This window comes from Paenilisteria riparia FSL S10-1204, from assembly GCF_000525995.1.
Taxonomy (GTDB): domain Bacteria; phylum Bacillota; class Bacilli; order Lactobacillales; family Listeriaceae; genus Listeria_A; species Listeria_A riparia.
The window spans coordinates 83,362-109,911 of sequence record NZ_AODL01000007.1 but is presented as its reverse complement, the minus strand read 5'-3'; the positions used below and the strand labels follow the sequence as shown (position 1 = coordinate 109,911).

Genomic DNA, 26,550 nt, shown 5'->3' with positions numbered 1-26,550 from the left:
TTGGTGTTTGACGATTTGTTTCAGGAGGAGATTACGTTGACGGAGGTAGTGTGTGATAGTCAAACGGCTTTCTTTGAGCAATTTGCTGAGATTTTAACGCGCGATGGCTATGTGGCACCGTCTTTTGAAACAGCGATTATAGAAAGAGAACGTATTTTTCCGACTGGGCTAGAGATGAATGGCATCACCATTGCAATTCCACATACGGACACGATGCATGTGAAGCGCCCGTTTGTGGCAGTTAGCAAGTTAGCAAAACCACTTTCGTTCGTTCAGATGGGTACGACGGATAAATGGGTGGACGCGGAAATGATCTTTATTTTAGGTATTAAAGATGCGGCAGGACAAGTGCCTCTTTTGGCGATGATGATGGAGAAGTTTGCCGATGAGACGTTTGTTGAGGCGCTAAGACAACAAGAGCAGCCGCAAGAACTAGTAACTTTTTTGAAAAAACAATTTGGAAGGGTGACGAAATGATGAAAAAAGTAATCGTAGCATGTGGTTCTGGAGTGGCAACAAGCCAAACGGTAGCTTCTAAGGTAGACCGAATTTTGAAAGAACGTGGCGTAAAAGTGAATGTGGAGGCCGTGGATATCAAATCGTTAGAGCAACATATTCGGACAAGTGACGCATATGTTGCCATTACGAAGCCAAGTAAGGAGTATGATATACCAACACTCAATGGCATTGCATTTTTGACAGGCATGGGGATGGACGAAGAGACAGAGAAGCTAATTAAAGCACTACAATAAAAATATAAGAAACAGGGAGTTGTGACAAAATGGGATCATTGCAATCGGTTGTTGAATTTATATTGAACTTAGGTGCGGCTGTTTTTGTACCGGCTTTAATGATTATTATTGGTTTGATTGTGCGGATGAAGGTGAGAGACGCGGTTAGTGCCGGGATAATTCTAGGGGTTGCTTTCCTCGGAATGAATGTTGTTATTGGTTTTATGATCGAGGCGTTGACCCCAGCTGCGCAAGGCTTGGCAGAACGAACAGGGATTCAGTTAACGATTTTAGATGGTGGCTGGACTTCGATGGCGACGCTTGCTTGGGCTTGGCCACTTGCTTTTTTGATGTTCCCGCTACAGCTTGGAATTAATGCGGTGATGTTAGTGTTTAATGCAACGAAAACGCTGAATGTGGATTTATGGAATGTTTGGGGCAAAATTTTGACGGCGGTATTGATTGTTGGCGTGACGCATAATGTGTATTTGGCGTTTATCGTGGCAGCAGTGCAGGTTGTTGTGGAACTGATTTTATGTGATGCGAACCAGCGTCAAATTCAAGAGCTAAATGGTATTCCGGGTGTTACAGTGTCGCATAGTATGATGATTTTCTGCGTGGTGTTGATGCCGATTGACTGGTTGCTGAAGAAAATTCCAGCGTTACGGAAAAACATGGACGCCAACGCACTGAAAGATAAAATTGGTATTTTTGCGGAGAATCATGTGATGGGTTTCATCGTCGGTTTGCTACTTGGGATTGCAGCAGGATACGATGTTGCGAAGGCATTAATGCTTGCGATGCAGGCTGCGGCTGCGTTGACGCTATTCCCGATGGTAGCTAAGTTGTTTATGCAAGCTTTATCACCTTTATCGGACGGCATTTCTGAATTTATGAAGAAACGCTTTAAGAATCGGGAGCTGTTTATTGGACTTGATTGGCCGATTTTAGCAGGATGTAGTGAAGTATGGGTTGCGATTGTCGTGATGGTTCCTGTGACGCTCATTTTTGCACTTATTTTACCAGGAAACGGTGTATTACCTTTTGCAGGAATTTTAAATATTTCTCTTTGTGCCCCAGCGCTTGTTGTGACGGGTGGCAATTTATTGCGAATGATTATTTTAGGCGTTATTACAACACCTATTTTTCTATATGTCGCCACGTTTTTCGCAGGAACAATTACAGATTTGGCCAATTCAACAAAAGCAATCTCTTTAAAAACTGGTCAGGAAATTACATGGAGTACGATTGAATATCCTGTTTTCCGTTACGTAATGGCAGAGGCAAGCCGTTTCTCAATTATTGGATTACTCATGCTCGCAGGTTGGATCGTATTGCTTGTCTTCTATGTTAAAGTGATGCGCAAACGAACGGCGGAATTGGAGCAACTGGGATGATTTATACAATTACGCTTAATCCTGCAATTGACCAGTTGTTGTTTGTGAAAGAGGATGTGCAAAAACGGAAAACGAATCGAATTTTAAAAACAGCATGGGATTGTGGCGGGAAGGGGCTTCACGTTTCTGGTGTTCTTAGTAAATTTGGGGTTCCAAACGAAGCGCTCGGTTTCATCGGCTCGCAAAATAAAGAACAGCTATATCGGATTCTTGCTGAAAAGCGGATTTCGCATGATTTTCTGATGGAAGAAGGTGTGGCGACACGGACTAGCTTTGTCATTATTAGTGAAGCTTCAAGTGGTAGCATTATGATGCCAGAAGGCGGTTTTCAAGTAAGTATGGCGAATAAACAAGCAATGCTGATGCAGATTCGAAGAAAGGTGACGCCAAATGATATGGCGATTATCGCGGGTTCGCCACCGCCTGGCTTTACGCTGGCAGACTTCGAGGAGCTCCTGAAGGTTTTACAGGAAACGGGGTGCTTCATTGGTTGTGACGTATCAGGAGATTTCTTACAATTAGCCGCCGAGTATGGTGTTGATTTTATCAAGCCGAATGAGGATGAAATCAAAGCATTGCTCGTAAATGAGATGGAAGATATGGAATCGGCTATCAGACACCTTGCCAAACAAATTCGTTATTTAGTCGTTTCACTGGGGAAAGATGGTTCCTACTGCGCGCATGATGGCAAACTGTATCGCGTTACTGCCCCCCAAGTCACAGAAAAAAGCGATACCGGAGCTGGAGATTGTTTTGTCGGAGCTTTTATCGCAAGTCTTGCCAAACAATTGCCATTAAGTGAAGTTTTGAAAAGAGCTACAGGATGCTCTGCTAGTAAAGTGATGCACTCCGATAGTTCGACGTTTAGCCTAGTAGAAGCAGAAATTTTGCAAGAACAAGTAGAAATAAAGGAGATGTAAGCAGATGTTATATGAAAAAGAACGTGCCGATTTAGCAAAAATAGTAAAGGTAATGTTTGACCGCTTTGAAACGAATGCAGCAGGAGGAAACGTATCGGTTCGCATGAACGAAGAACACATTATTATGACACCTACATTGATGAGTCAGGCACGGTTATGCGATTTGTCACCGTATGAAATTCTTGTTGTGGACAATAATAACGAAGTAGTGGAAGGAGACGGGCGGGTAACGCGTGAAATTAATTTACATCGAGCTTGCTACACGGAAAATCCGAACGTTGGCTGTGTACTTCACGCGCATCCGAAAGAATCGATGCTATTTGCAACACTCGGCATGGAACTGCCAAACCTGACGGAAGCAACACAAAAGCTCGGTGTCATCCCAACACTTGACTTTGCCCCAGCTACAAGCCCAGAGTTAGCTGAAATTGTTCGCGCACACGTGATTGCACTTGGCGACAAAGCAGTTCCGAGTGCAAGTCTACTTAACAAACATGGCATCGTAGTCCTGGACACAAGCTTACACAAAGCATATGATTTACTAGAGCGAATCGAATACAATGCATACATCGCAGAAAAAGCACTTGTTTTTGACGCTCTAAATATTCAAAAAATCGAGCATGATAAAGCGCTACATTACAACTTAGAGGAGTAGATTTCAATGGATAAATGGCTGTTTAATTTAAGTATTTTTATTAGTGCGGCATTATTGATTGTTGGTTCCTTGCAAAGTCAGTTTCTGCTAATCGGATTTGCTCTTGTCTTCGCAGTCATTGCCCAACATTTCTATCGCAAGAAATATCCGAAACGCAATCGGAGTTTTAAAGAACTACTAGAAGAGCGAGAAGCATTAAAACAAAAATGATTTTGGAAGTCGTAGAAGCAATGAAGTGTTTCTACGACTTTTTACTTTAACATTTCTTTAGAAAATCTTTCCCTAATTTGTGTGACTCAAATCTTTTTCCCCCTACATAATCTATGCTATAATGGCAGGTATAAGCATTTTCTTTAGCTTAACTATGTAAAGCAGTAACGGAATGTAGACTTGCTTTTTGAAATTGGAGGCGAATATATGTCCTTTCCAGACGGATCAATTTTTCATTATTTATCGAATGTAATTGACATTTTGGTAGTATGGTTTGTAATTTATAAATTAATTATGTTAATTCGTGGCACGAAAGCAGTGCAACTTTTAAAAGGCATTTTTATCATTATCATTGTCAAATTACTAAGTATTGTGTTAAACCTCCAAACAGTAGGATGGATTACCGATCAAATATTGACTTGGGGATTTTTAGCTATTATTATTATTTTCCAACCCGAATTACGTCGTGCGTTAGAAACGCTTGGACGCGGTAGTTTCATCTCGAAAGCTGGTTCTAAGCGTGAGAAAGAGCAAATGTTCTTAATCGATTCCATTGAGAAGTCAGTGAGCTATATGGGAAAACGCCGTATTGGTGCGTTAATATCTATTGAGCGTGGCACTGGGCTTGACGATTACATCGAGACAGGAATCTCACTGGATGCTGATATTTCATCCCAATTGCTTATTAATATTTTCATTCCAAACACACCACTCCATGATGGCGCAGTAATTATTAAAAACAATAAAATCGCTGCAGCCGCTGGTTATTTACCACTATCAGATAGTCCGTTTCTTTCCAAAGAACTTGGGACAAGACATCGTGCGGCACTAGGAATTAGTGAAGTCACTGATTCTTTAACAGTCATTGTTTCCGAAGAGACAGGTGGCATTTCGATAACAAAGGGCGGAGAACTATTCCGCGAAGTAACACCAGAACGTTTGCATGAAATTTTGGAGCAAGAACTAGTTGTACCTACTCAAAAGAAACCCTCAGTCTTCACAAAATGGAAAGGGGGTCGTAAGCAATGATGGACCGCATATTATCCAACAAATGGTCTGTTCGTATTATTTCGCTTATTTTTGCGGCTGTCCTTTTCACCTACATCACATCATCCAGCGATAAAGCGATTAACATAGGAGAAAGTGGTACTTATGTAGATGTTATCAACAATGTACCCGTTGAAGTTTACTATGACAAAGACGAGATGACCGTTTCGGGTGTTCCAGATACCGTAGATGTTACTGTAACAGGTTCCAAAGGTCTTGTACAACTTGCCAAGTCGCAGTCGAACTTAATAGCTTACATCGATTTGAAAAAAGCTAAAACTGGGACACAAAATGTTAAAATCCAAACTGAAAGGCCTCTCAGATCGTTTGAAAGCAACTATCAATCCAGCAACTGCTAAAGTAACCATTGCGGAAAAAGTAACGAAGAGATATTCCGTGGAGGCTGAGCTCAATAAATCAGTCATTGCTGAGGGCTATCAAGCTGGAACGGCCAAAGTTAATCCGAAAAAAGTATCCATCACAGGTTCTCAAGAAGTGCTAGACCAAATTGCATATGTTAAAGCAACCATTTCAGATGAGAAGGATCAGAAAAGTGACTTCGATACAACGGCGACCGTTAGTGCTTTTGACGCAAGCCTCAATAAACTAGATGTAGAAATAGAACCTGGTCAAGTCGATGTGAGCGTGCCAGTTTCCAAAATAGGAAAAACGGTACCACTACGATTCCAACAAAGTGGCAATCCAGCCGACAAAACTGTCGCAATCTCAAGCCTTACATCAGAAGACAACAAAGTCACCGTTATTGCACCAGAAAGTGTAACCGATGATATTGAACAAATAACTATTCCAATTGATGTAACACAAATCACTGGCGATAAAACCATAGAAGTAAAAGTACCAGTTCCGACAGGTGCAACATCGGTGAACCCAACATTTGTCAAAGTAAAAATAAAAACCACAAAAAAGCAGAATGACCAGAGTTCAAACAACGATGTCAATAAGAGCTCTGGTCAAACACCGGAAGCACCAGCAGACAAAACTCCAAAAACAGACAACACTACACCACCGGCAAAAGACGACAAAGACGCAACGGACGATGACAAATCTGATACCGAAGACAAGCAAGCATCTACCGAATTTCGAGATGTACCAATTACTATTACTGGACTTAGTAACTCAGAATCATTCAATACAACATTCATTGACCCCGCAAGCGGGAAAGTCAATATCACCATTAATGGCTCTCAAAAAGAAATCGATACTGTGGAGCGTAGCGATTTTAATATCGTAGCGGATTTAACCAATTTGCAAGAAGGAATACACACAGTTCCACTTGCTGTTCACGGTTTAGCGTCTAGCTTCACTTTTACCTTGACACAATCGAAAGCAGAAATTCAAGTTGTGAAAAAGGTTGCAGATGCTTCAAAACAAGATCACAGCTAGACAAAAGCCCGGTGATTTTCCTAGGAAACTAGATCTTTCATCGGGCATTTACATAAGATTACGTGTAAATTACATTAAAAACAGGTATAATAAAGATACACAAGAAAAAAGCAATGACATAAGAAGGCTGGTCACTACCATGTAACCGCACGAAAGTGAAAAAACTGGCCCTGCAATGAAAGAAGGAGCGAATTATAAAATGGGAAAATATTTTGGTACTGATGGTGTTAGAGGCGTCGCAAATAAAGAATTATCTCCAGAATTAGCTTTTCGTTTAGGCAGATTTGGAGGTTATATACTAACAAAACACGTTGGTGAACATCCAAAAGTTTTAGTTGCTAGAGATACACGAATCTCCGGTGAAATGCTAGAATCAGCATTAATCGCAGGTCTTGTTTCAGTAGGAATCGAAGTGATGCGTTTAGGCGTTATCTCTACACCAGGAGTGGCTTACTTAACAAAAGCGCAAGGCGCGGCAGCAAGTGTTATGATTTCTGCTTCACATAATCCAGTAGAAGATAATGGTATCAAATTCTTTGGTTCGGATGGCTTTAAGCTTTCCGATGATCAAGAATTAGAGATCGAAGCACTTCTTGACGGTGGCGCAGACGAATTACCACGCCCAAGTGACGACGGACTTGGAACAGTCAGCGATTATTTCGAAGGCAAACAGAAATACCTACAGTATCTAAAACAAACAGTAGACAATGGTTTCACTGGCCTACATGTAGCCCTAGATTGCGCAAACGGAGCCACTTCCTCACTCGCAACACACTTATTTGCCGACCTAGATGCTGATACGAGTTCGATGGGTTCATCTCCGAACGGTTTAAATATCAATGCTGGCGTGGGTTCTACACATCCAGAGAAATTGGCCGAATTTGTAAAAGAGAAGAACGCCGATGTAGGTCTTGCATTTGATGGTGACGGTGACCGTGTTATCGCAGTGGATGAGAACGGCGAAATCGTAGATGGTGACAAAATCATGTTCATCTGTGCGAAACATCTAAAAGCACAAGGGCGCTTAACAAACAACACGCTCGTATCTACAGTTATGAGTAATCTAGGCTTCTACAAAGGCCTTGAAGAACTAGGAATTAAAACAATCCAAACAGCAGTAGGCGACCGTTACGTTGTGGAAGCAATGCGCGAAGGCCAATACAGCCTCGGTGGGGAACAATCTGGTCACATCGTATTTTTAGACCATATCACTACTGGCGATGGTCTTCTAACAGGTATCCAACTAGTCAACGTTATGAAAGAATCAGGGAAGAAATTATCTGAACTAGCATCAGAAATGCAAACTTTCCCCCAAAAATTAGTAAACATTCGCGTTACCGATAAAAATCACGTTACCGAAAATACCAAGGTTCATGCCGCTATCTCAGAAGTAGAGGCAGAAATGAACGGTAACGGTCGTGTTTTGGTTCGTCCATCAGGAACAGAGCCCCTTGTTCGTGTAATGGTAGAGGCCGCTTCAGCTGAAGACACAGAACGTTTCTGTGACAACATCGCAAAAGTCGTTATCGACGAAATGGGCCTATAAAAACGAATAAAAACGAGCAACTTGTCTCACTGCTCGTTTTTATTTTGCAAAAGAGGAGGTATATTAGAAATTAAGAAATATAAAGTCATCTTACTTACCATCGTCACTTTGGCTCTGTTTATTATAGGTATCCAGTTAATTGTAGATACCCATGCCAAAAATTTAGCTGCCACGAAAGCAGAAGCAAATCAGCAAGCATTGCGTGAAATTACTAACATCCAAATGAGACAAATCTTATCAGATAAAAAAAACTGGCTATGTATATGTTGGACGTCCCACTTGCCCAGATTGTGACCCATTTCAAAAGAAATTGCGCAAAGCCTTGGAAGCAACCAAGCGCCAAGGCTACTATTACAACACCGACTCCGCTCGTAAAGCCGACAAGAATTATACAGAAATCATCAAACAAATGAATGTCCATGTAGTCCCGACTTTGATTTACTACACAAGAGGCCTTGAAACCGATCGCTATAAAGGGGACTTAGATGACACCACACAAATAAAAGAATGGCTACAGAAACAAAAATAGAGAACAAAGTATCGATTTTCAATATCGAACACTTGATTCTCTATTTTTTGTTTATGGGCGAGGCGTACGATGTATTTCTAACTGCTCACGTAGTTTTAAAATATCAAGAATAACAGTTGGCTTAGGCTTTAATCGAATAATCCCTTGCTCGCGTAATTTCTGTAATTCCACATTAGCTCGTGTTCTAGGCACTTGAGATACTAAGGCCAAATGGTTCTGCGTAATGCCACGTGGAAAACTAATACCATCATCTGTCTTAATACCTACCGTATTCGCAATATACAGCAGTGCTGAAATTAAACGGCGACGCGGATTATGATGTGCAATCTCTATCAAAGCATTACGTTCATGCATTTGTGTATAGCCATCAAAATACAAGAACCAGAACCCATCAGAATCTGACTGGAAAAGGCGAAGAATATCATTTCGGTTATAAATTCTGATTTTTGTATCTCGTAAAGCTGTCACATTAAACTGAAAAGGAGAATCTAAAAGGTAATTCGCACTACCAAACCAAGAATTACTGTTTAAAAAGCGCGTAATCACCTGCAACTTATCAGAATTCGTCACACTAAAAGAGACAAGTCCAGAATCAATAATATAAAAATGTGTATCAATCTTTCCTTCCTCAACAATGAGTTCATTTTTCTTATAGCTAGCTGTTTTGTACGGAATGTCTAACTCCGTAATTTTCTCGATTAATTTCTCCCCATTAAAATTTTTTACTAAATCGGCAACATACATATTTTTATTCCCCTTCTCTTTAACGATTGTTCTTATCTCTATTATAAAGATGTTTCAGAATAAAAAAAAAGTCATATAGTATACTTTAGGCAAGAAAAATAAGTGTAATATGTTACAGATTGATGAAAATGTTAAAAAAACACTATATATTAAAAAGTTTTTTATCTCTTGCTAAAAGATTATCCTAAAAATAAGAATCTCTACTCATGCATATTTAACGCTAAAATAATCTGATCTTGCGCTTGAATTCCATTTTCCCAAATGGGTTGGGTATAATTTTCGACGAAATAATTAGGTATACTGCCAATAATTTCAAAGCCAATCTTTTTATAAAAAGCGAGTGCTTGAAAACTAGAATTAGCCGTTTTAACTAATAATACGTCTGCGTGCATCTTTTTCGCGTGTTGCATAGTATATTTTATTAAGCTTGTTCCATATTGAGCACCTTGATAAGCAGGAGATATGGAGATATTTCTAATTTCAGATGTATTCATCCGACTTTGTATACAAACAATCCCAATAATGTCTTTATCTAATTTTAGCAAAAAAACATCAGATTGAAAGAAATAGCTGTCGATTATATCTTTATCTGGGTCCGCCAAAAATAGAAGATCATAAGGAATCACATCATTTTCTGTCCATCGAACAATTTGCATAGCATCACCTCTCAATCCATGATAGCAATTATACCGATTGAATACAAAGAATACGACATGTAAATACAATTTTCACCAGTCACGCACAATATTTTGCAATATGTGGAATTTTATTGTTGTAATAAAAATATATCGCAAAAAGGAGAAGCATTTTTATTTGCGTTACTCTATGTTACAATAAAAAACGAGGTGAAGTAGCAATGGCAATGAAAGAGCAAATCGAAAACGAAGTAAATCAATATTTAGCAGACAATAACATGCGCACGAGTTTCCAACGCTTATTGTATGCGGGGCCATCAATGCGAACCCGTCACAATCTTGTGCTTGTCTTCACAGAAGTAGGACTTATAACATTCTCTTTTTCCATCGTTAGCAAATCGGAGACACAAATGTTCTTCTTGCCAAAAGAGAAAATTCGGGCAATTCGTCTCGATAAAAAACATTTTGTTCACAAACTTTCGATGGAAGCTGAAAATGAAGAGGGAGATGTTGAGCGCGCTCAATATTTTGTTAGTAAAAGAGTGTTTGCGAGAGCATGGCATACGGAAACTTTGCAATTTCTTTTTGATAAAAACATCTTTTCGTCGTTGAAAAACTGATTTTCTGGTAGAATGGACAAAAGGGTATTTTTTATGGAGGTAACTACTATGGAACTAACTTGGTCACTCTACGATTTACAGAAAAGAGAAATGGTAAGCACTTTTCCAACGATGGAAGATATTTCAATGAGCGAACGTATCACGGAGCAGTTGCAAGAAAACGTTGATTCACGCTGGCAAATGGAACTTTTTCCGTTTGGACTGGAGATTACGGAGGATTATATTCATTTTAATATTATTCTGGCTAATTTCTTGGATGTGCAAGTGCAGCAAATTGTGTTTACATTTAATATCACTGTTGGTGGCAGATCACTTGGTACGGCTTATTTTGATGCGGGGAAAGATGATATCGGCATGATTGAGCCGGAAGCAGGGATTATTCAGCGTTTTACATTTGATAACCCAGGATTTCGCACGGGAACAACGGATGACTATGTTTTCAATGCAACGTATCGCTATGTCTATAAAGAAGAGACGCGCTGGCGATTGTCGGAGCTTGAGTACATTGTAGACGGCAAGAAAATGCATCCGCTATAAAACAAAAATACAGCTCCAAATGGAGAGAAGAATGAGGAGTTGTACAATGAAAAAACAAGTAAGTGGCTTTATTATGTTATTTTTAGGCGCGACATTGTTGCCCAATTTAGGCAGTTTTTTATACACATGGGCGCAAGACGGCTCAGAATTCAAGCAGAGTTGGATATTGTGGATAACGATTGCTTTGACAGTACTTTTAGTGTTTTTTGGGGTATTACGATTAGTCGGAAAATCGATACTTATTGTTGATTTGGTTATTTTGCTAGGCTTTGCTGTTTTTCAAGGCTGGATGCTTTGGCAAAATCAGCTAAGTCCATGGATTGATTCTGGCAAATTAGATATTCTGGACTATTCACGAATAGTGACATTCATCGTTTCACTGGCAGGCATTGCGTCCTTATTTGTCAATAAACAAGAGACAGCGGTTGCCATCAATACAAAAGACTGGCAAAAGAAATGGCGCTGGGCAGGTGTATTTTTTGCATTGTTAGGCCTTGGAACGGCGATTACACTAGCTGTCATTGTTTTATCAGGCAAAGAATTCTTCCTGACCACAACGTTCGACGCCTATTTAGGTATTGGCATTGCGTTCTTCTTCTTGCTCGCTATCATTTTTGGCTTTAAACGCCCAAATGCTTTCATCACCGCACCATTACTCGGTTTATCATTCAATTTCCTTACCGAATATTTATGGCTCGACCAAATCCTTAGAAAAATCGGCACGCAAATCGGTTCGCAACTAGGGCAGGACGAGACAACAGTTGTCGCGTTGAAACTCATCATTGGAACACTCGGCATTTTTGCTAGTCTATTTTTAATCATCGCTACACAAAAAAAGAAATTCGAATCCTGAAATAAGGTCGAATTTCTTTTTTTACCATTTTTTCCGTAATAACAGCACAATTGCCACGATAATCAGGATTCCGCCAATAATAATCGTCCAAATTGGAAACGTATCACCAGCGCTTGGTAGTGTATTCATATCTACCGCATTAACCATGTGTAACGAACCGAATTTCCAAAAAACAGCCCATGCTACAAAAAGCACTGTAAATCCAAGAAGTATTTTCTGAAAAAAACTCATTGTGTATCCTCCCTTTACTCATCATTCTAAATGATCCTTAAAATCCCTACGGCACAAGGGATGAACTTCTCTCATTCATTATCAAGTATAACAACTTATTTGTCAACGGGTATACCAATTTCGGAATTGGTATTATATATAGGGCTTGACGAACTATACAACTATGATGTATGATAATTTTGTTTCCTAGAAAAAAGTATGGAAGGAGGATAGCAACAACTGAATAGAAGCGCCAGAACTAAGAATTGCTTAGTTGACGAGGAAGGGATTAATCGAAAATTCGGCGGGAGTCCCTCGGTTGTGCATGCAATCGTGATGCCTTTGCTACAAACCATTAGGGTGACCTAGTGAACAGAGTGGAAAGGAACATGTTTTTAACCCCCATGGAAACGTGAAAGGGAAATACAGGCAACGGGATAGTCTGTCCTTTTTCAAGAAAAAGAGGGCTTGTACAATAGAAGTCTGCCCTCATAACCAATGGAGGATGTATATTTATGTGTGGAATTGTAGGATTTATTGGAACGAAGAATGCGAAAGAAATTTTATTAAATGGATTAGAGAAATTAGAATATCGTGGCTATGACTCAGCAGGGACTTGCCCTTAAGTCTCAGGATAGCGTACTTGTTGCTAAAGAAAAAGGTCGAATTGCCGACTTACGCGAAGAAGTACCAGCTGATGCCTTTGGAGAAATTGGTATTGGACATACACGTTGGGCGACGCATGGTAAACCAAGTCACGCCAACGCGCATCCACATCAAAGCAAATCAGGTCGTTACACGATTGTTCATAATGGCGTCATTGAGAACTATTCTTTATTAACAGATGAGTATTTGGCGGATGTAGGTTTTGCCAGCGATACAGATACAGAAGTTATCGTTTTGCTTATCGAATTATTTGCTAGCCAAGGCTTAACAACAAAAGAAGCCTTCACAAAAACGCTAAGCTTACTTCATGGCTCTTATGCAATCTGCCTGATTGATAATCAAGACAACGAAACGCTTTATGCAGCGAAAAATAAAAGTCCACTTCTTATCGGAACTGGTAAAGATTTCAACGTTATTGCTAGTGATGCAATGGCTGTTATTCGCGAAACAAATCAGTTCATCGAAATCATGGATGAAGAACTTATTATCGTAAAACGCGAGGGTGTAACCATTGAAACACTAGACGGCGAAGAAGTAACGCGTGAGGCTTACACAGCGACACTAGATGCATCAGATATCGAAAAGGGCACATACCCTCACTACATGTTAAAAGAAACCGACGAACAACCAGCCGTTATCCGTAAAATTATTCAAGCCTATCAAAACGAAGAAGGCGAAATTACAGTTGACGGAACGATTGTTAACGAAGTATTGGCCTCTGATCGAATCCACATCGTTGCATGCGGTACAAGCTATCACGCTGGTCTTGTCGGTAAGAACCTTATCGAAAAACTAGCCCAGATTCCAGTAGAAGTTCATGTTTCTAGCGAATTTGGCTACAACATGCCACTTCTTTCTGAAAAACCGTTGTTCATCTTCATTACGCAAAGTGGGGAAACAGCAGATAGCCGTCAAGTTTTGGTGAAAGTAAAAGAACTGGGCTACCGCTCATTAACTATCACAAACGTACCAGGCTCAACGCTTGATCGCGAAGCAGAACACACGATGCATTTGCATGCAGGTCCAGAAATAGCTGTAGCATCAACAAAAGCCTACACTGCTCAAATTGCTGCACTATCTATCCTAGCGACCGTTGTAGGTCGCGCTAAAGGCATAGAAACAGCAAAACAATTCGACTTAGCTGTAGAACTAGGTATCGTCGCCAATGCGATGGAAACACTTGTAGATAGCAAAGAAATCATCGAACATATTGCTGGCGAATATTTAGCAACAACACGCAATGCTTTCTTCTTAGGTCGTCATATCGATTATTTCGTAGCGATGGAAGCTGCACTGAAACTAAAAGAAATTTCCTACATCCAAGCAGAAGGTTTTGCAAGTGGGGAACTGAAACATGGAACGATTGCGCTAATCGAAGAAGGTACACCAGTTCTGGCTTTGATTACGCAAGAGAACATCAACTGGAATATCCGTGGAAATGTCAAAGAAGTCCTAGCCCGGGGTGCTAATGCGTGTATTCTAGCGATGGAAGGCGTAAACCAGCCAGGAGATCAGTTCGTGATCCCGAAAGTGCATGAGCTGCTAACACCACTAGCCAGTGTCGTACCATGTCAATTATTAGCTTATTACGCAGCGCTTCACCGTGGTTGTGATGTTGATAAGCCACGTAACTTAGCAAAAAGTGTGACCGTGGAATAAAAAAACAAGGATGTAGAGACTGTATCAAAATACAAACTCTACATCCTTATTTTATTTGTCTGCTTCCTTCTTGGAAGGGAGCACTTTTTTCATGTAATACTGCTTTGGCGTTTTGTGATAAGATGGTTTCGTTTTGTCTTTCATGAAGTCATCAATTTCTTTATCAATTGCTACCCAACCACGCCAAGATAAGTGAATGGTATCTTCTAAGAAGTATGGTGTGTCGCTGTATTGCGACATATCATAGTAGTGGAAGCCTTGCTTGTTCACTTGTTCCGCAGATTTATCATAGTAAAGTTGCAACTTCTCTCTCGATGCTCCAATGTAGTCATACCAAGCGCCATTGACAGGGGGGTTAATGAATAATACATCTGCCCCAACAGATTTAAAAGCGTCCATTACAAGTTGCAAATCATCATATTCAGGTGATTCGTCGTAACTTAAATTTGTACGACTATTTTTTAACTGATTGATTGTAGGCTCAATTTTCTTCTTATAGTAAGAATCGCTAATGAAAAATGGATTGTCGCCAACTCTTGATTCACCGTATTCTGTTGCCAAACTATCCAAATCAGTGTAGTTCAATGTGTTCGGCAAATCTTTTTGCTGTTTATCAACTTTGTCTTGACGTGAATCTTTAATCAGTTTGGATTCCAAATCATCTTTTCTTTGTAAAACTTTCATCTCGGCTTCAGCGGCAAGTCGCGTCAACATACTGACACTTGTTCTAGGACCAGGAGATGCAATATTTTCTAATAATGTCGTTAAAGTTGTATTGTTTTGTACGACTTTATAACTTAGCAAACGTTTGGCTGCGTAGCGCCTTTCAGGTGTTGGCGGTTCATCAGCCATTGCGAATTTGTAAGCTTGTAGAGGTGAGAAGTTCCCACCGAAATGCCCGTCATCAACACCAGCCGGTTGGAACCATTGCGGTGACAGTACGAAGACGACTTTCTTACCTTTTAACTCATTGCCCATCGCTTTAATATCTAAGTAATGCGACAATGATTGCGTTCCAGGACGACCAATCAGAAATGGCGTATAGCCACGCTTGTATTTCTCTGCAAAAACATTTGGATGAAACGGATCAACACGAGAAAGTTCAGATGACCCGAAAATAGGCAAGTACGTTTTGTCTGTCGTCAACATCTTTTGTTGAATGGCAACACCTTGAACGACAGTTGGACTCATAGAAGTAGCGCTTTTTTTGACTGTGCTATTTGAAACACCGCCAAAAAGGCTGCTTGGGCCAAAAAGGATGAATAAGAACACAGCCCCTGCAATAAGCAAAGGCCCAAATGTCATCCAAAGTTTCTTTTTCATTTTAATGCCTCAAGTTGTGCGATGATTTGCTCTGGGGTTGCCCAGTCATCGCGATCAAATTCAGATACAGGCACTGTAATGCCTAAGCGTGATTCTACTTCTATTAATAATTGCACGGTTGCCATCGAATCTAAAAGTCCTTCATCAAATAGTTGAACAGAAGTGTTTTCCACAACTTCCTCAGATTCTGTAATCTCTTCTAAAATTTCTAATACCTCGTCACGAAATGCCATTTTTAGTTACCACCTTATCATATTATTTAAAAACTAATTTTGTCTAAAATACCTGAGAAAATCAGGAAGCCAAAGCAGACGAATTGGAATGTAATAACGATACCAATCACGTTTGTGACTTTATTTTTAGGATAAAATTTCTTTTTCTTATTCCAACGTTCAAACAGGTCAAAACCGACGATGAGTGTCGCTTGATAAATTCCGTAAACGATGTAATACCAATGAAGTCCATGCCACATTCCCATAATAATAAAATTCACAAAATAGGCGATGTAAGCAACGGTAAACTTACTTTTGAAAAACTTTTTCTTTGTCATCCAGAAAACTAGACGCATAAAGATGAAATCGCGGAACCAGAAAGATAATGTCATGTGCCAACGATTCCAGAACTCTTTAATGTTACGGCTTGCGAATGGTTTGTTAAAGTTCATCGGCGTTTGCACACCCATCAAATAACTAACTCCAACCGCAAAAGCACTATAGCCCGCAAAGTCAAAGAATAAATACATACTGTATGCATACATATAACCAACCAGACTCCAGCCAAATTGCACATGATGTTCTAAATTATACGTAAGCTCAGTAATCACGTTATTTTGAACGAGATAAGCAATGATGAATTTATATAGAAACCCTAGGAAAATCAGGAAAATACCACGATTCAGTAAGGTTGCATATTTGTCAGGATCAAGCGGGGTGTCTGTATCTTTTTTAAAGCGACGGAAGCGATCGATTGGACCGAAGAAAGGGTTGGGAAGAATAGCAAGAAATTAATGAAATCCCAAGAATTTAACTCTTTAATGAGGCCATCACGTGTTTCCATAATCATTTGTGTTGCTTTAAAAGTTAGATACGAAATACCGAGAAAACCAAGCATTGTTGTGTGTTCAGCTAGTAGCGGTTGTACCTTAACGATAAATAGCGGAAGAATGGAAAGTATAACGGCAAGTACGAAAATACCACCATGGTTATGTTTCTGACGATAATTAAAGTACAGTCTGACAAGCGCTAATTGCCAAAATACGAAAACAATGAGGGCAATTGCTTGGACTGGACTGCTGGCAAACATCATGTAAATAAAGACTAGTGTTACAAAAGCATTGTAAACAGGTAATCTTTTACCAAGTAAACCCGCAATTACAATCGGTATTAAAAAGGCGAACAATACTGCAAAATAGAGTATTGATCCGTATGGCGTTGTCATGTGTTCACCTCACTGGAAAGCTGCTTGCGGTCAATTTTGCCATTCATTGTTAGTGGGAATTCCGTTTTGTATACCCATTTGCGTGGAATCATGTAGCTTGGCATCGATTCTGCTAACTCTTTTTTGATAGCGGCACTTAGTTTGTACTCTTTTTCAAAATCATGATCAGAAGGGACGACGAAGGCTACTAAACTATCAACTTTTCCTTCGCGTGTCTTGGGAACGACAATGCAAGAGCGGATATAGCTTACTTCTTTCAAGTTATTCTCAATATCTTCAAGCTCTATTCGGTAGCCGTGGAGTTTGATTTGGAAATCGATTCTTCCTTGGAAGAACAGCATTCCATCGATGATAACACCGCAATCTCCGGTTTTGTAAGCTTGGAACAAGTCATCAGCGTAAAACACAGCCGCTGTTTTTTCAGATTCATTCAGATAGCCTTTAGAAACACTAGGTCCAATTAAAACGATTTCGCCTTTCTCGCCCTCAGGAAGGAGCAGGCCATCCTCGTCCATAATTGCAAGCTTCGTGTCAGGCTTAATTCGGCCGAGTGGCAGACTTGGATACGTATCGATGATTGTGTCATCAATCACAACATTCGTCACAGCGACCGTTGCCTCAGTGGGGCCATAGGTATTATAAACCGTAGCATTCGGAAACCTTTTCGTAAGCGCACGAGCTGTTTCTTTTGTCAAAACTTCACCACAGAACAAGAAATGCGTAATGCTCGGGTTTGTCTCTCCATTAAAGTTCGCATCCATCAAGCAAATGTCTACAAAAGAAGGCGTCGAAACCCAAACATTGATACCAAGTGTCGGGATTGATTCATACAAGCTCTTCAAGTTCGCGCTCACCGTCTTATCAAGCGGTACAAGCGTCCCACCAGCAAGCAAACAAGGATAAAGATCCATCACGGATAAATCAAACGAATACGGTGCTTGGTTCAAGAAACGTGCGCCCTCATGAATTCCGAAATCTTGTAAAATCCAGTTCGTAAAGCTAACTAAGTTATTATGACTAATCTGCACTCCCTTTGGCACGCCAGTACTTCCAGATGTGAAAATAATATAGTAATTCTGATCCGCTGTAACACATTGGGATGGTGCTGGTTCATATCCACGGTAGCTATCAATCACAACCTGCAGCTCTTTTGGTGTAAGAACACCCACACCAGCTGTCTTAGCACCTTCTTCAAGAATTTCGGTGCAAATCATGAGCTCGGCTTGTGCAACTTCCGTAATCTGCTTAATCCGGTCTACTGGCATCGAAACATCAACTGGAACATAGGCACGCCCAGCTTTGGAGCACGCTAAGAAGACAACGATTTGCTGTGCTTGCATATGACCATAAACTAAAACAGGGGCGTCACTCTCTAATTCTTTCATTAAAAAAGTGGCTAATGCGTCCGATTGTTCTTTCAATTCTTTATAGGATAGTGATTCACCATGGTACTCATAGCAGGGGTTATTTGGTGTCTTGGCCGCCCATTCATCAATTCGTTCATTGATAGAAGTTGTAAAAAAAGATACACTCATTCATAATCGCCTCTTTTCTTTCTAAAATTCGTTGTAAATAAATGTCGTGTCATTCGGATTCTTAAAGCCATAAAACCATAGCAATCCGAGTAAAATAACTAAGTAAAATAATGTCTTCCAGATAAAAACCGCTGTGGGATGAAACATTGCTGTTTTTAGTTTTTTCATATTCAAGCCTCACCTCGTATATTTCTTTATTGTTACGAATGTTAAAGAAAAGTTTCTTGTATTTATATAATGTAATCCATTTGCGATAAAAAGTCCAATTACATTTTTGTAAGGTTATGTAAGGCAAGCGATAATAGGTAAGTTAGGCTGTTTTCACGGTATAATTTTTGTGAAAAAAAACATATTTTTGAATGATTTCGCGCAATAAAATAATATTTTGAAAGTAAACAGCAAAAATTTATAGTGTACTTATGTATTATAAGCGGGAAAATATGAACTTTTTGTGAACTTTTTTGAGTGATGAAAATCTAAAAAAGCTATCTTATATCGATCTATGACATGAATTTGAGGATGTTGCTAGGCGAATCGTTGAAAGTTCTATATAATAGAGAGAGTAGTATATTTCTTGAGGGGAGCGAGAATAAATGAATAGTAAGCAGATTGCTGGTGAAAAGGCGTGTGAGTTTATTGAAGATGGTATGGTTGTGGGATTAGGAACCGGATCTACGGCATATTATATGATTCAAAAACTGGGCGATCGTGTTGCAGAAGGGCTACAAGTTACTGGTGTTGTAACTTCGAAAGCAACCGAGAAATTAGCGAAAGAACGCAATATTCCGTTGATGGACTTAAATGATGTTGGTGAAATCGATATAACCATTGATGGCGCGGATGAGGTAGATGGGGTCTACCGTGGAATAAAAGGCGGAGGTGGTGCGTTATTATTTGAGAAATTAGTAGCTCATGCGTCCAAAAAAAGTATTTGGGTTGTTGGGGAAGACAAAGTCGTGGAGACGTTAGGTGCTTTTCCTTTACCAGTTGAAGTTGTGCCGTTTGGCTACAAACAAGTGGAGCGTCAGCTAGCAGAACGTGGCTACAAACCAGAATTACGTTATTTCGAAGACGGAAGCATTTATACAACGGATAGCCAAAACTATATTTTAGATTTACATATACAAGCGATTGAAAATCCGGAAGAATTGAATGATTGGCTGAATAACTTGCCAGGTGTTGTGGAGAATGGCTTATTCTTAAATTACGCTTCTTCTATTGTTATCGGTTATTCTGACGGACATGCCGAGGTTCGAGAAAAATAAAAAATGAGGTTCCAAGCGTTGTGCTCGGAGCCTCATGTATTGATTAGCTTAATTTTTTTTGCATATTTTTGTGTTCGATGCCTGCGTCTAGGAAAATATCAGAACATACTTCGTAGCCTAATTTTTCGTAGAAGGGGATCGCTGTTGTTTGGGCGCCTAGTTTTAGAAGGGAGACGTTTTGCGCGACGGCTTCTTTTTCGATGGCTTCCATGATGCGACGGCCACTGCCTTTTTTACGAGCGATTTTGCGGGCGCAGATGCGTTCTACTTTGCCGTATTCAGGTAGGACACGGAACCTTCCTGTGGCTAGTGCTGTGCCATCTTTATCGTAATCGACGAACATGATTGTGGAATCTAGTTTGTCGAATTCGTCCCATTCTAAATCTGGCGCTACTTTTTGTTCGACGACGAAGACTTCATTGCGAATGTCAAACGCGTCTTGTTTGCCTTTTTTATCGGTGACTTGTTGTACGGTCATACTTTCTTATTCCTCCTTAAACACTCATGTTCTCTGTTGCAAACTGCTCTTTATCGAGCATGAATTGCAATGCTTCTTTGACAAATGGTTGCCAATATTTCCAACGATGTCCGCCTTCAAATTCCTGGAAATAATAATCAAAACCGCGGTTTTGAAAGAGCTCGTGAAGTTCTAAATTCGGTTCTAAAAAGTTGGCGACCTTGTTATCTGTCGTCTCGACTTCGGTTTCGCCATTACCAATGACATGAAAAATTTTCGTTAGCGCTGGATCTGCTTTCTCGGCTAATTCCAACAATGCGTCCGTCACAAGTGGCGAATGTAAAATGACATTACCAAACGCGTGCGGGTATTTCAACGCGGCTTTCAAAGAAACGCTAGCGCCAAGGGAATCACCCATTAAGAAACGGCTTGCGCCCATATGGTATGTCGGGAAGTTGTCCTCGATATAAGGCACTAATTCATGTGCTAAAAAGCGAATATACGCCTCGTTTTGCGGGCCATCTGGATGATACTTCTCACGCCGATCTTCCACAGTTTTATAGGGGATACCTACAAAAATGGCTTCCTGAATGGTTTTGTCATCCACCAGTTCGTCAGCGAAGCGCGCCAGTTTACCAAATTGGAAATAATCCTTGCCGTCTTGCACTAAGAAAAACGGATATTTCGAAAGGGGTGAAAACGTTGGTGGTAAATAAATTAATAAGTCCAATTCCTCATTTAAAACATTACTCCAGATTTTTTTCTCCAACATTTTTGTTTCTGTTCATTTTTATAATCCCCCTTCTATAATTATTATTATCTAAATTTTTAGATAATATCTTGTAAACAAACCAATTCGCGTTGATTTCATGTAACGTATTAACATTTTAACATAAAATGATAGGAAATGGGATAAGTTTTGCTTAAATAATCAGTTTTTTTTTTGAAAGGCGGTATGTCTTTTTCAAAATACGTAGGAATTATGATATAATGAACAAATCAAATAATAGAAGAAAAAGGTGGGAATCGCATGAGCAGTAAGGATATTGATTGGAGCACGCTAGGTTTTGAATATATTAAAACCGATTTGCGTTATGTGTCTATTTGGGAAAATGGCAAGTGGGATGAAGGGACATTAACAGAAGATAATGTCGTTCATATCGCAGAGGGCTCAACAGCGATTCACTATGGGCAACAATGTTTTGAAGGATTGAAAGCATATCGTTGCAAGGATGGTTCGATTAATTTATTCCGTCCAGACCAAAATGCGAAACGAATGAGGGCAAGTTGTGATCGTTTATTGATGCCAGAATTCCCAGAAGAGCGATTTATTGATGCGTGTAAACAAGTGGTTGCGGCGAACGAAGCGTACATGCCGCCATATGGTTCTGGTGGAACGATGTATTTGCGTCCGTATTTGATTGGTATTGGCGACAATCTGGGTGTTCGCACCGCGCCGAAATTTATGTTCTCCGTATTTTGTTGTCCGGTGGGGCCATATTTCAAAGGTGGCTTGACGCCAACGAATTTCGTGATTTCGGAATATGACCGCGCGGCGCCAAATGGTACTGGTGCGTCAAAAGTCGGCGGGAACTACGCGGCTAGTCTTTATCCAGGTAAAATTGCGAAAGACCGCGAGTTTAGCGATTGTATTTACTTAGATCCTGCGACGCATACAAAGATAGAAGAAGTTGGTGCAGCGAATTTCTTTGGCATTACAAAAGATGATCGTTTTGTAACACCGCTCTCACCGTCGATTTTGCCTAGTATTACGAAATATTCGCTACTTTATTTGGCGGAGCATCGTCTTGGGTTGAAAGCGGAGGAGAGCGATGTGTATATCGATAAATTGGATGAATTTAAAGAGGCTGGAGCTTGTGGTACGGCAGCTGTTATTTCTCCAATTGGCGGTATTCAAAACGGCGACGACTTCCATGTGTTTTATAGTGAGAGCGAAGTTGGACCGGTGACGAAACAACTCTATGATGAACTTTGTGGCATTCAATTCGGTGATAAAGAAGCACCTGAAGGCTGGATTTATAAAGTGAAATAAAAAAGGAAATCGAACATAAGCCAAATAAATCGGCGACAAGCGCTCGTATTGTTGGGACTGTTCGAAGTATTGAGTTACAGTCCCAATATAAGCGTGAACACAGTGAACGGTTAATCCTTTCCGGCTGTTCGAAGTATTGAGTTACAGTCCCAATATAAGCGTGAACAACGTGAAAGGTTATTCCTTTCCAAATCCCCTGAATACAAACGCTTTCGCTCGATTTGTGTATAGCAGAAAACACGTCTCACCCGAAAAAGGGGGCCCGTGGTTTTCTGCTTATTTTGTATGTTGTTGTAGTTAATTTCCTGAAATATGTTTCTTCGGTAAAATAAAATGAATCGCGTAACTTAGTAAACAGCAGGCGAACATGGCCCAGAAAACGATATGGAGGCCGCTGTATAGGATGTCGCGTAATGGTTCGACAAGGGATGCGTCCACATTTGCTGATGTCTGCGGGCTAATGAGTTGATTTAAGTTATGACGGTCCACACCGGTTGCAGCGTTTTTGAATTGACCGGCTAGAACAGAGTTGAAAATCGTTCCGAATACAGCAACGCCGATGGTTTGGCCAACGGTTCTAAAAAGCGTATTGGAAGCCGTCGCGATGCCCGTTTGTTCTTTTGGCACAGCGTCCTGTACAGTTACTGTTGTTGTTGTAAAAATAATTCCGAAACCAAAACCCATCAAGGCACTGTCGAGATAGAAGTACAAATCAGGCGTTGTGCTCGGGAATAAGGCTAAAAACAAGCCACTGACCGTCGCGATAATAATACCGATTCCAACAGTATGTCGGTTTCCGATAGACATTAACAAGCGCCCGCCGATAAACGAACCAATAATCCAGCTCACCGAAAGCGGTGCAATCATCAGGCCGGCAATCATTGCGCCATGCCCCATCATGCCCTGCGCCCACATCGGAATGTACACATTAATCCCAATCAAGAAGGCGCTCACTAAGAAACCAATTAAGTTCCCGATTAACACGACCGGATTTTTAAATAAGACAAACGGCATAATGGGGTCTTGCGCGCGTCTTTCGGCGAAATAAAAGCCGACGAATAAGGCAATTGAGCCAATAAGTAATACGACGACAAGCGGCTCCAACCAGTTTAGTGTTTCACCAGCGCGTTGCAGGGCAAATAGCAAGCCGAGTAAAGCAATAGTGAAAAGCGTGGTCCCTAAGTAATCAATGGGCAGCTTGACTCGCACGATATGTTCCTTCAGGTACATCGAAATCAACACAATCGTAAGGATGCCAACAGGTACATTAATAAAGAAAATCCAGTGCCACGACAATTGATCCACTAAAAAACCACCGAGTAGCGGTCCGAAAACTCCAGCAATTCCCCAGGCAGAACCCATGAATCCAAGCACTTTTGCTCGTTTTTCAAAAGGGTAGACATCGGCAATAATCGTCATCGTTGTTGGCAAAATCCCACCAGCTCCGATACCTTGTAACGCTCTAAAAATAATTAACTGTTCCATTGTTTGTGCGAAACCACAAAGCGAAGAACCGATGATGAAAATAACGGTTGCAATGATAAATATTTTTTTTTCGGCCGAACAAATCGGATAATTTTCCGTAAATTGGGACAGTAACGGCAGAAGTAAGTAAATAGATAGAGAAAATCCAGTTCATCAGCTCGATTCCGTTCAGCGAACTAACGATTGTTGGCATGGCCGTGCTGACGATGGTTCCTTCGATGGCGGCCATGAAAGTTGCGACGAAAACCGCGATAGTAACTGCTGTTCTCTTTGTATTCGTTTGTTCCATTTTGATAAAAACTCCTTTCACATACCAAACCGATTATAACATACAAAAAGCAGGATTGGCGGCATTATTTTTAAAAAGAGGTATAATGGATAGGAGGAAGAATTGTGCGAGGAGGAATGGAAGAATGGGTTTTGAACCGAACACGTTGGAAACGATGCAATTGATTAAGGAATTGACGTCGATTCCAAGTCCAACAGGAAATACAGAGGCGGTACTTGCTTTTGTGGAGAAGTATTTGAAAGATGCGGGTATTGAAAGTACGCGTAATAATAAAGGTGCGCTATTTGTTCGTATTCCTGGGAAGGATGATTCGAAACAGCGGATGTTGACGGCGCATGTAGATACGCTTGGGGCAATGGTGAAGCAAGTGAAAAGTGATGGTCGGCTTGCGATAAACTTGATTGGTGGTTATCGTTTTAACGCGATTGAGGGCGAGTATTGTACGATTGAAACGAGTGACGGCAAAACGTATACGGGGACGATTTTGATGCACCAAACGTCGGTTCATGTGTACCAAGATGCTGGAACGGCGCCGCGGGATGCGAAAAATATCGAGATTAGACTGGACGCAAAAGTGTTTAATCCGGAAGATGTCGCAAAACTTGGTATTGCGGTCGGTGATTTTGTATCGCTTGATCCGCGTGTGGAAATAATTGATGATGCCTTCATTAAATCGCGTCATTTAGATGATAAGGCGAGTGTTGCTATTTTACTATCGCTTTTGAAAAAGTTGCAGCAAGATGGGGAGCAGCTACCATATACGACGAATTTCTTGATTTCAAATAATGAAGAGATTGGTTACGGTGGAAATTCGAACATTCCGGCTGAAACGGTGGAGTATTTGGCGGTGGATATGGGTGCGCTTGGTGATGGGCAAACATCAGATGAGTACACGGTTTCGATTTGTGCCAAGGATGGTAGTGGTCCGTATCATTATGGTCTGCGTAAAAACCTGGTGCAGCTTTGCGTAGATAATGACATTGATTATAAAGTGGATATTTATCCGTTTTATAGTTCAGATGCGAGCGCGGCGATTAAGGCTGGGTTTGATATCGTGCACGGCTTGATTGGTCCTGGAATTGACGCGAGTCATGCTTATGAACGCACACATCGAGATTCTTTATATCATACAGAAAGATTGGTTTATGCTTATTTATTTTCTGAAATGGTGAAATAAAAGGAGGAAATGCGATATGTCTTTATTTGAATTAGAACAAGAAACGTTACATGGTGAAAAGGTTTCATTGGAGAAATATAAAGGTGATGTACTAATCGTGGTGAACACAGCGAGTAAATGTGGATTTACACCACAGTATGAGGAGTTAGAAACGCTGTATCAGGATTATAAGGATCGCGGATTTACGGTGTTAGGTTTCCCGTCGGACAGTTTTATGAATCAAGAACTGGATTCTTCCAATGAGATTGAGGAATTTTGCAAAATCAATTATGGCGTGACTTTCCCGTTGTTTGCGAAATCGAAAGTGCGTGGCTCGGATATTAATCCTGTTTTTGAGTATTTGACGAAGCAGAAAAAAGGTTTGCTTGGCGGCGGTGTTAAATGGAATTTCACCAAGTTCTTATTGGACCGTGATGGTAATGTTGTTGAACGGTTTGCCCCAAAAGACACGCCATTTTCGATGAAAGAAGCAATTGAAAAGTTACTATAGATGGCAAAGCCGAATCTTCATGATTCGGCTTTTTTAGCAGTGTTTTATGGGAAAGGTATTGTTCATTTGTATAATATTTGGTAAAATAGTAATGAGGCTATTGTTCTCGTATTTGGAATGGAGGTATGACGTGTGACACTATTTGGCTACCCAATCGAGACGGTTTATTTCACGGTGATGCTTGTTGTCGGTATTATTATTTTAATCGATGTTTTGACAGCGCTTATTTTTTCTGTTGGAATTATCAGTTTTGTATTGGATTTATTGCCGATTCCAGGCTCGGTTTTGCTTTATTTCCTTGGCTTTGCATCGGTTACGGGGTATTTGGGAGAAAGGTATACGTCTTTTTCTAGCGTGACAATTCTAATTGCGGCAATTATTATTGGGATTATATTCTCTTCCATTCTTTATTTTGGCATTTTTCTGCCACTTTCGCGGACGAGTGATTCGATTGCGTATGCGACGAAGGATTTGGAAGGCAAGACAGCAACAGTCATTACGTCGATTCCAAAAGATGGTTTTGGCGAAGTGATTATCGAAATGAATGCTGGTAATATTTCGAAAGCTGCCAAAAGTGATGAAAATGTACCAATTGCGCAAAATGAGACGGTGCTCGTGTTAGATGCAACGGATTCGTTTGTGACGGTTGTGCCATATGAGCCATTTTTGAAATGAT

The 26,550-nt window shown here is 40.4% G+C and carries 28 protein-coding genes and 3 pseudogenes; 20 read left to right on the top strand and 11 right to left on the bottom strand.

Annotation, left to right across the window (positions count from 1 at the left end):
* Positions 1 to 36 precede the first annotated feature (36 nt).
* The 11 genes from PRIP_RS05305 to PRIP_RS05260 all read left to right on the top strand — a co-directional run bounded on the left by PRIP_RS05305 (position 37) and on the right by PRIP_RS05260 (position 8,439).
* Positions 37 to 477 (top strand): PTS sugar transporter subunit IIA, encoded by a 441-nt coding sequence (locus PRIP_RS05305; protein ID WP_241434089.1) that lies wholly within the window; start codon positions 37 to 39, stop codon positions 475 to 477.
* A complete protein-coding gene (locus tag PRIP_RS05300; RefSeq protein WP_036100485.1) occupies positions 477 to 752 on the top strand; it encodes a PTS sugar transporter subunit IIB in 276 nt (91 codons plus the stop codon). The genes PRIP_RS05305 and PRIP_RS05300 overlap by 1 nt, the downstream gene beginning before the upstream one ends.
* A 29-nt stretch (positions 753 to 781) precedes the next feature.
* On the top strand, positions 782 to 2,128 hold the full coding sequence (locus tag PRIP_RS05295) for a PTS galactitol transporter subunit IIC (protein ID WP_036099963.1): 1,347 nt from the start codon (positions 782 to 784) through the stop codon (positions 2,126 to 2,128).
* Complete coding sequence (locus PRIP_RS05290; protein WP_036099962.1) at positions 2,125 to 3,048, top strand: 1-phosphofructokinase family hexose kinase; 924 nt, start codon at positions 2,125 to 2,127, stop codon at positions 3,046 to 3,048. The genes PRIP_RS05295 and PRIP_RS05290 overlap by 4 nt, the downstream gene beginning before the upstream one ends.
* 4 nt (positions 3,049 to 3,052) lie before the next feature.
* On the top strand, positions 3,053 to 3,703 hold the full coding sequence (locus PRIP_RS05285) for a class II aldolase/adducin family protein (RefSeq protein ID WP_036099960.1): 651 nt from the start codon (positions 3,053 to 3,055) through the stop codon (positions 3,701 to 3,703).
* Between the two features lie 6 nt (positions 3,704 to 3,709).
* The gene (locus PRIP_RS05280; RefSeq protein ID WP_036099958.1) at positions 3,710 to 3,913 is read left to right on the top strand and encodes a hypothetical protein; all 204 of its coding nucleotides are present in this window, start codon (positions 3,710 to 3,712) and stop codon (positions 3,911 to 3,913) included.
* A gap of 207 nt (positions 3,914 to 4,120) precedes the next feature.
* Complete coding sequence (cdaA, locus tag PRIP_RS05275; protein WP_036099956.1) at positions 4,121 to 4,942, top strand: diadenylate cyclase CdaA; 822 nt, start codon at positions 4,121 to 4,123, stop codon at positions 4,940 to 4,942.
* Positions 4,939 to 5,319 (top strand): CdaR family protein, encoded by a 381-nt coding sequence (locus PRIP_RS16165; protein WP_052008733.1) that lies wholly within the window; start codon positions 4,939 to 4,941, stop codon positions 5,317 to 5,319. The genes cdaA and PRIP_RS16165 overlap by 4 nt, the downstream gene beginning before the upstream one ends.
* Positions 5,252 to 6,364, top strand: a complete 1,113-nt coding sequence (locus PRIP_RS05270) for a CdaR family protein (protein ID WP_077912907.1) — start codon at positions 5,252 to 5,254, stop codon at positions 6,362 to 6,364. Before PRIP_RS16165 ends, PRIP_RS05270 begins: the two co-directional genes overlap by 68 nt.
* A gap of 199 nt (positions 6,365 to 6,563) precedes the next feature.
* The gene (gene glmM, locus PRIP_RS05265) at positions 6,564 to 7,910 is read left to right on the top strand and encodes a phosphoglucosamine mutase (RefSeq protein ID WP_036099954.1); all 1,347 of its coding nucleotides are present in this window, start codon (positions 6,564 to 6,566) and stop codon (positions 7,908 to 7,910) included.
* A 241-nt stretch (positions 7,911 to 8,151) separates the two neighbouring features.
* Positions 8,152 to 8,439, top strand: a complete 288-nt coding sequence (locus PRIP_RS05260; protein ID WP_149023763.1) for a thioredoxin family protein — start codon at positions 8,152 to 8,154, stop codon at positions 8,437 to 8,439.
* 51 nt (positions 8,440 to 8,490) lie between these two features.
* Here the strand turns inward: PRIP_RS05260 and PRIP_RS05255 are convergent, their stop codons facing one another.
* Positions 8,491 to 9,183 carry a Crp/Fnr family transcriptional regulator gene (locus tag PRIP_RS05255; RefSeq protein WP_036099950.1) on the bottom strand — a complete coding sequence of 231 codons (693 nt, stop codon included), beginning with the start codon at positions 9,181 to 9,183 and terminating at the stop codon, positions 8,491 to 8,493.
* Positions 9,184 to 9,383: 200 nt separating this feature from the next.
* Complete coding sequence (locus PRIP_RS05250; protein WP_036099948.1) at positions 9,384 to 9,839, bottom strand: GNAT family N-acetyltransferase; 456 nt, start codon at positions 9,837 to 9,839, stop codon at positions 9,384 to 9,386.
* Between the two features lie 200 nt (positions 9,840 to 10,039).
* Between PRIP_RS05250 and PRIP_RS05245 the strand changes: the two genes are divergently transcribed.
* Genes PRIP_RS05245 through PRIP_RS05235 form a run of 3 tightly spaced genes read left to right on the top strand, consistent with a single transcriptional unit; the run spans position 10,040 to position 11,828 of the window.
* Complete coding sequence (locus PRIP_RS05245) at positions 10,040 to 10,438, top strand: hypothetical protein (RefSeq protein WP_036099946.1); 399 nt, start codon at positions 10,040 to 10,042, stop codon at positions 10,436 to 10,438.
* 48 nt (positions 10,439 to 10,486) lie between these two features.
* Positions 10,487 to 10,975 (top strand): hypothetical protein, encoded by a 489-nt coding sequence (locus PRIP_RS05240; protein WP_036099944.1) that lies wholly within the window; start codon positions 10,487 to 10,489, stop codon positions 10,973 to 10,975.
* A gap of 46 nt (positions 10,976 to 11,021) precedes the next feature.
* Positions 11,022 to 11,828, top strand: a complete 807-nt coding sequence (locus PRIP_RS05235) for a hypothetical protein (RefSeq protein WP_036099942.1) — start codon at positions 11,022 to 11,024, stop codon at positions 11,826 to 11,828.
* A gap of 21 nt (positions 11,829 to 11,849) precedes the next feature.
* Here PRIP_RS05235 and PRIP_RS05230 read toward each other — a convergent pair whose 3' ends face one another.
* The gene (locus PRIP_RS05230; RefSeq protein ID WP_036099940.1) at positions 11,850 to 12,059 is read right to left on the bottom strand and encodes an LPXTG cell wall anchor domain-containing protein; all 210 of its coding nucleotides are present in this window, start codon (positions 12,057 to 12,059) and stop codon (positions 11,850 to 11,852) included.
* 494 nt (positions 12,060 to 12,553) lie between these two features.
* On the opposite strand from PRIP_RS05230, the pseudogene glmS reads away from it, so the two are divergent.
* A pseudogene (gene glmS, locus PRIP_RS05225) lies at positions 12,554 to 14,363 on the top strand (glutamine--fructose-6-phosphate transaminase (isomerizing)).
* A gap of 51 nt (positions 14,364 to 14,414) precedes the next feature.
* Here the strand turns inward: glmS and dltD are convergent.
* The 5 genes and pseudogenes from dltD to PRIP_RS05200 all read right to left on the bottom strand — a co-directional run bounded on the left by dltD (position 14,415) and on the right by PRIP_RS05200 (position 18,826).
* Complete coding sequence (dltD, locus tag PRIP_RS05220) at positions 14,415 to 15,686, bottom strand: D-alanyl-lipoteichoic acid biosynthesis protein DltD (RefSeq protein WP_036099939.1); 1,272 nt, start codon at positions 15,684 to 15,686, stop codon at positions 14,415 to 14,417.
* Positions 15,683 to 15,919 carry a D-alanine--poly(phosphoribitol) ligase subunit DltC gene (gene dltC / locus PRIP_RS05215; protein ID WP_036083260.1) on the bottom strand — a complete coding sequence of 79 codons (237 nt, stop codon included), beginning with the start codon at positions 15,917 to 15,919 and terminating at the stop codon, positions 15,683 to 15,685. Before dltC ends, dltD begins: the two co-directional genes overlap by 4 nt.
* Before the next feature lie 26 nt (positions 15,920 to 15,945).
* Positions 15,946 to 17,123, bottom strand: a pseudogene (dltB, locus tag PRIP_RS05210) (D-alanyl-lipoteichoic acid biosynthesis protein DltB).
* On the bottom strand, positions 17,120 to 18,658 hold the full coding sequence (gene dltA, locus PRIP_RS05205) for a D-alanine--poly(phosphoribitol) ligase subunit DltA (RefSeq protein WP_036099938.1): 1,539 nt from the start codon (positions 18,656 to 18,658) through the stop codon (positions 17,120 to 17,122). Before dltA ends, dltB begins: the two are co-directional and overlap by 4 nt.
* A 21-nt stretch (positions 18,659 to 18,679) precedes the next feature.
* Positions 18,680 to 18,826, bottom strand: a complete 147-nt coding sequence (locus tag PRIP_RS05200; protein WP_036099937.1) for a teichoic acid D-Ala incorporation-associated protein DltX — start codon at positions 18,824 to 18,826, stop codon at positions 18,680 to 18,682.
* A gap of 425 nt (positions 18,827 to 19,251) precedes the next feature.
* Here PRIP_RS05200 and rpiA point away from each other — a divergent pair, with 425 nt between their 5' ends.
* Positions 19,252 to 19,923 (top strand): ribose-5-phosphate isomerase RpiA, encoded by a 672-nt coding sequence (gene rpiA, locus PRIP_RS05195; protein ID WP_036099935.1) that lies wholly within the window; start codon positions 19,252 to 19,254, stop codon positions 19,921 to 19,923.
* Between the two features lie 43 nt (positions 19,924 to 19,966).
* On the opposite strand, the gene PRIP_RS05190 is transcribed toward rpiA, so the two are convergent.
* Together PRIP_RS05190 and PRIP_RS05185 are read right to left on the bottom strand one after the other, a co-directional pair.
* The gene (locus PRIP_RS05190; protein ID WP_036099933.1) at positions 19,967 to 20,401 is read right to left on the bottom strand and encodes a GNAT family N-acetyltransferase; all 435 of its coding nucleotides are present in this window, start codon (positions 20,399 to 20,401) and stop codon (positions 19,967 to 19,969) included.
* Positions 20,402 to 20,417: 16 nt separating this feature from the next.
* Positions 20,418 to 21,152, bottom strand: coding sequence for an alpha/beta hydrolase (locus tag PRIP_RS05185; protein WP_036099931.1), 735 nt, complete (start codon positions 21,150 to 21,152; stop codon positions 20,418 to 20,420).
* Positions 21,153 to 21,410: 258 nt separating this feature from the next.
* Between PRIP_RS05185 and PRIP_RS05180 the strand changes: the two genes are divergently transcribed.
* Positions 21,411 to 22,433, top strand: a complete 1,023-nt coding sequence (locus PRIP_RS05180) for a branched-chain amino acid aminotransferase (protein WP_036099929.1) — start codon at positions 21,411 to 21,413, stop codon at positions 22,431 to 22,433.
* A 297-nt stretch (positions 22,434 to 22,730) separates the two neighbouring features.
* On the opposite strand, the pseudogene PRIP_RS05175 reads toward PRIP_RS05180, so the two are convergent.
* Positions 22,731 to 24,111, bottom strand: a pseudogene (locus PRIP_RS05175) (LM6179_1298 family efflux MFS transporter).
* Between the two features lie 220 nt (positions 24,112 to 24,331).
* On the opposite strand from PRIP_RS05175, the gene PRIP_RS05170 reads away from it, so the two are divergent.
* The 3 genes from PRIP_RS05170 (at position 24,332) to PRIP_RS05160 (ending at position 26,549) form a co-directional block, all read left to right on the top strand.
* Entirely contained in the window at positions 24,332 to 25,384 is a 1,053-nt protein-coding gene (locus tag PRIP_RS05170) for a M42 family metallopeptidase (protein ID WP_036099926.1), read from the top strand.
* Between the two features lie 16 nt (positions 25,385 to 25,400).
* Positions 25,401 to 25,874: a glutathione peroxidase gene (locus PRIP_RS05165; RefSeq protein ID WP_036099925.1), complete on the top strand. Its 474-nt coding sequence runs from the start codon at positions 25,401 to 25,403 to the stop codon at positions 25,872 to 25,874.
* A 132-nt stretch (positions 25,875 to 26,006) separates the two neighbouring features.
* On the top strand, positions 26,007 to 26,549 hold the full coding sequence (locus PRIP_RS05160) for an NfeD family membrane protein (protein ID WP_036083282.1): 543 nt from the start codon (positions 26,007 to 26,009) through the stop codon (positions 26,547 to 26,549).
* The last annotated feature ends 1 nt before the right edge of the window (position 26,550 follow it).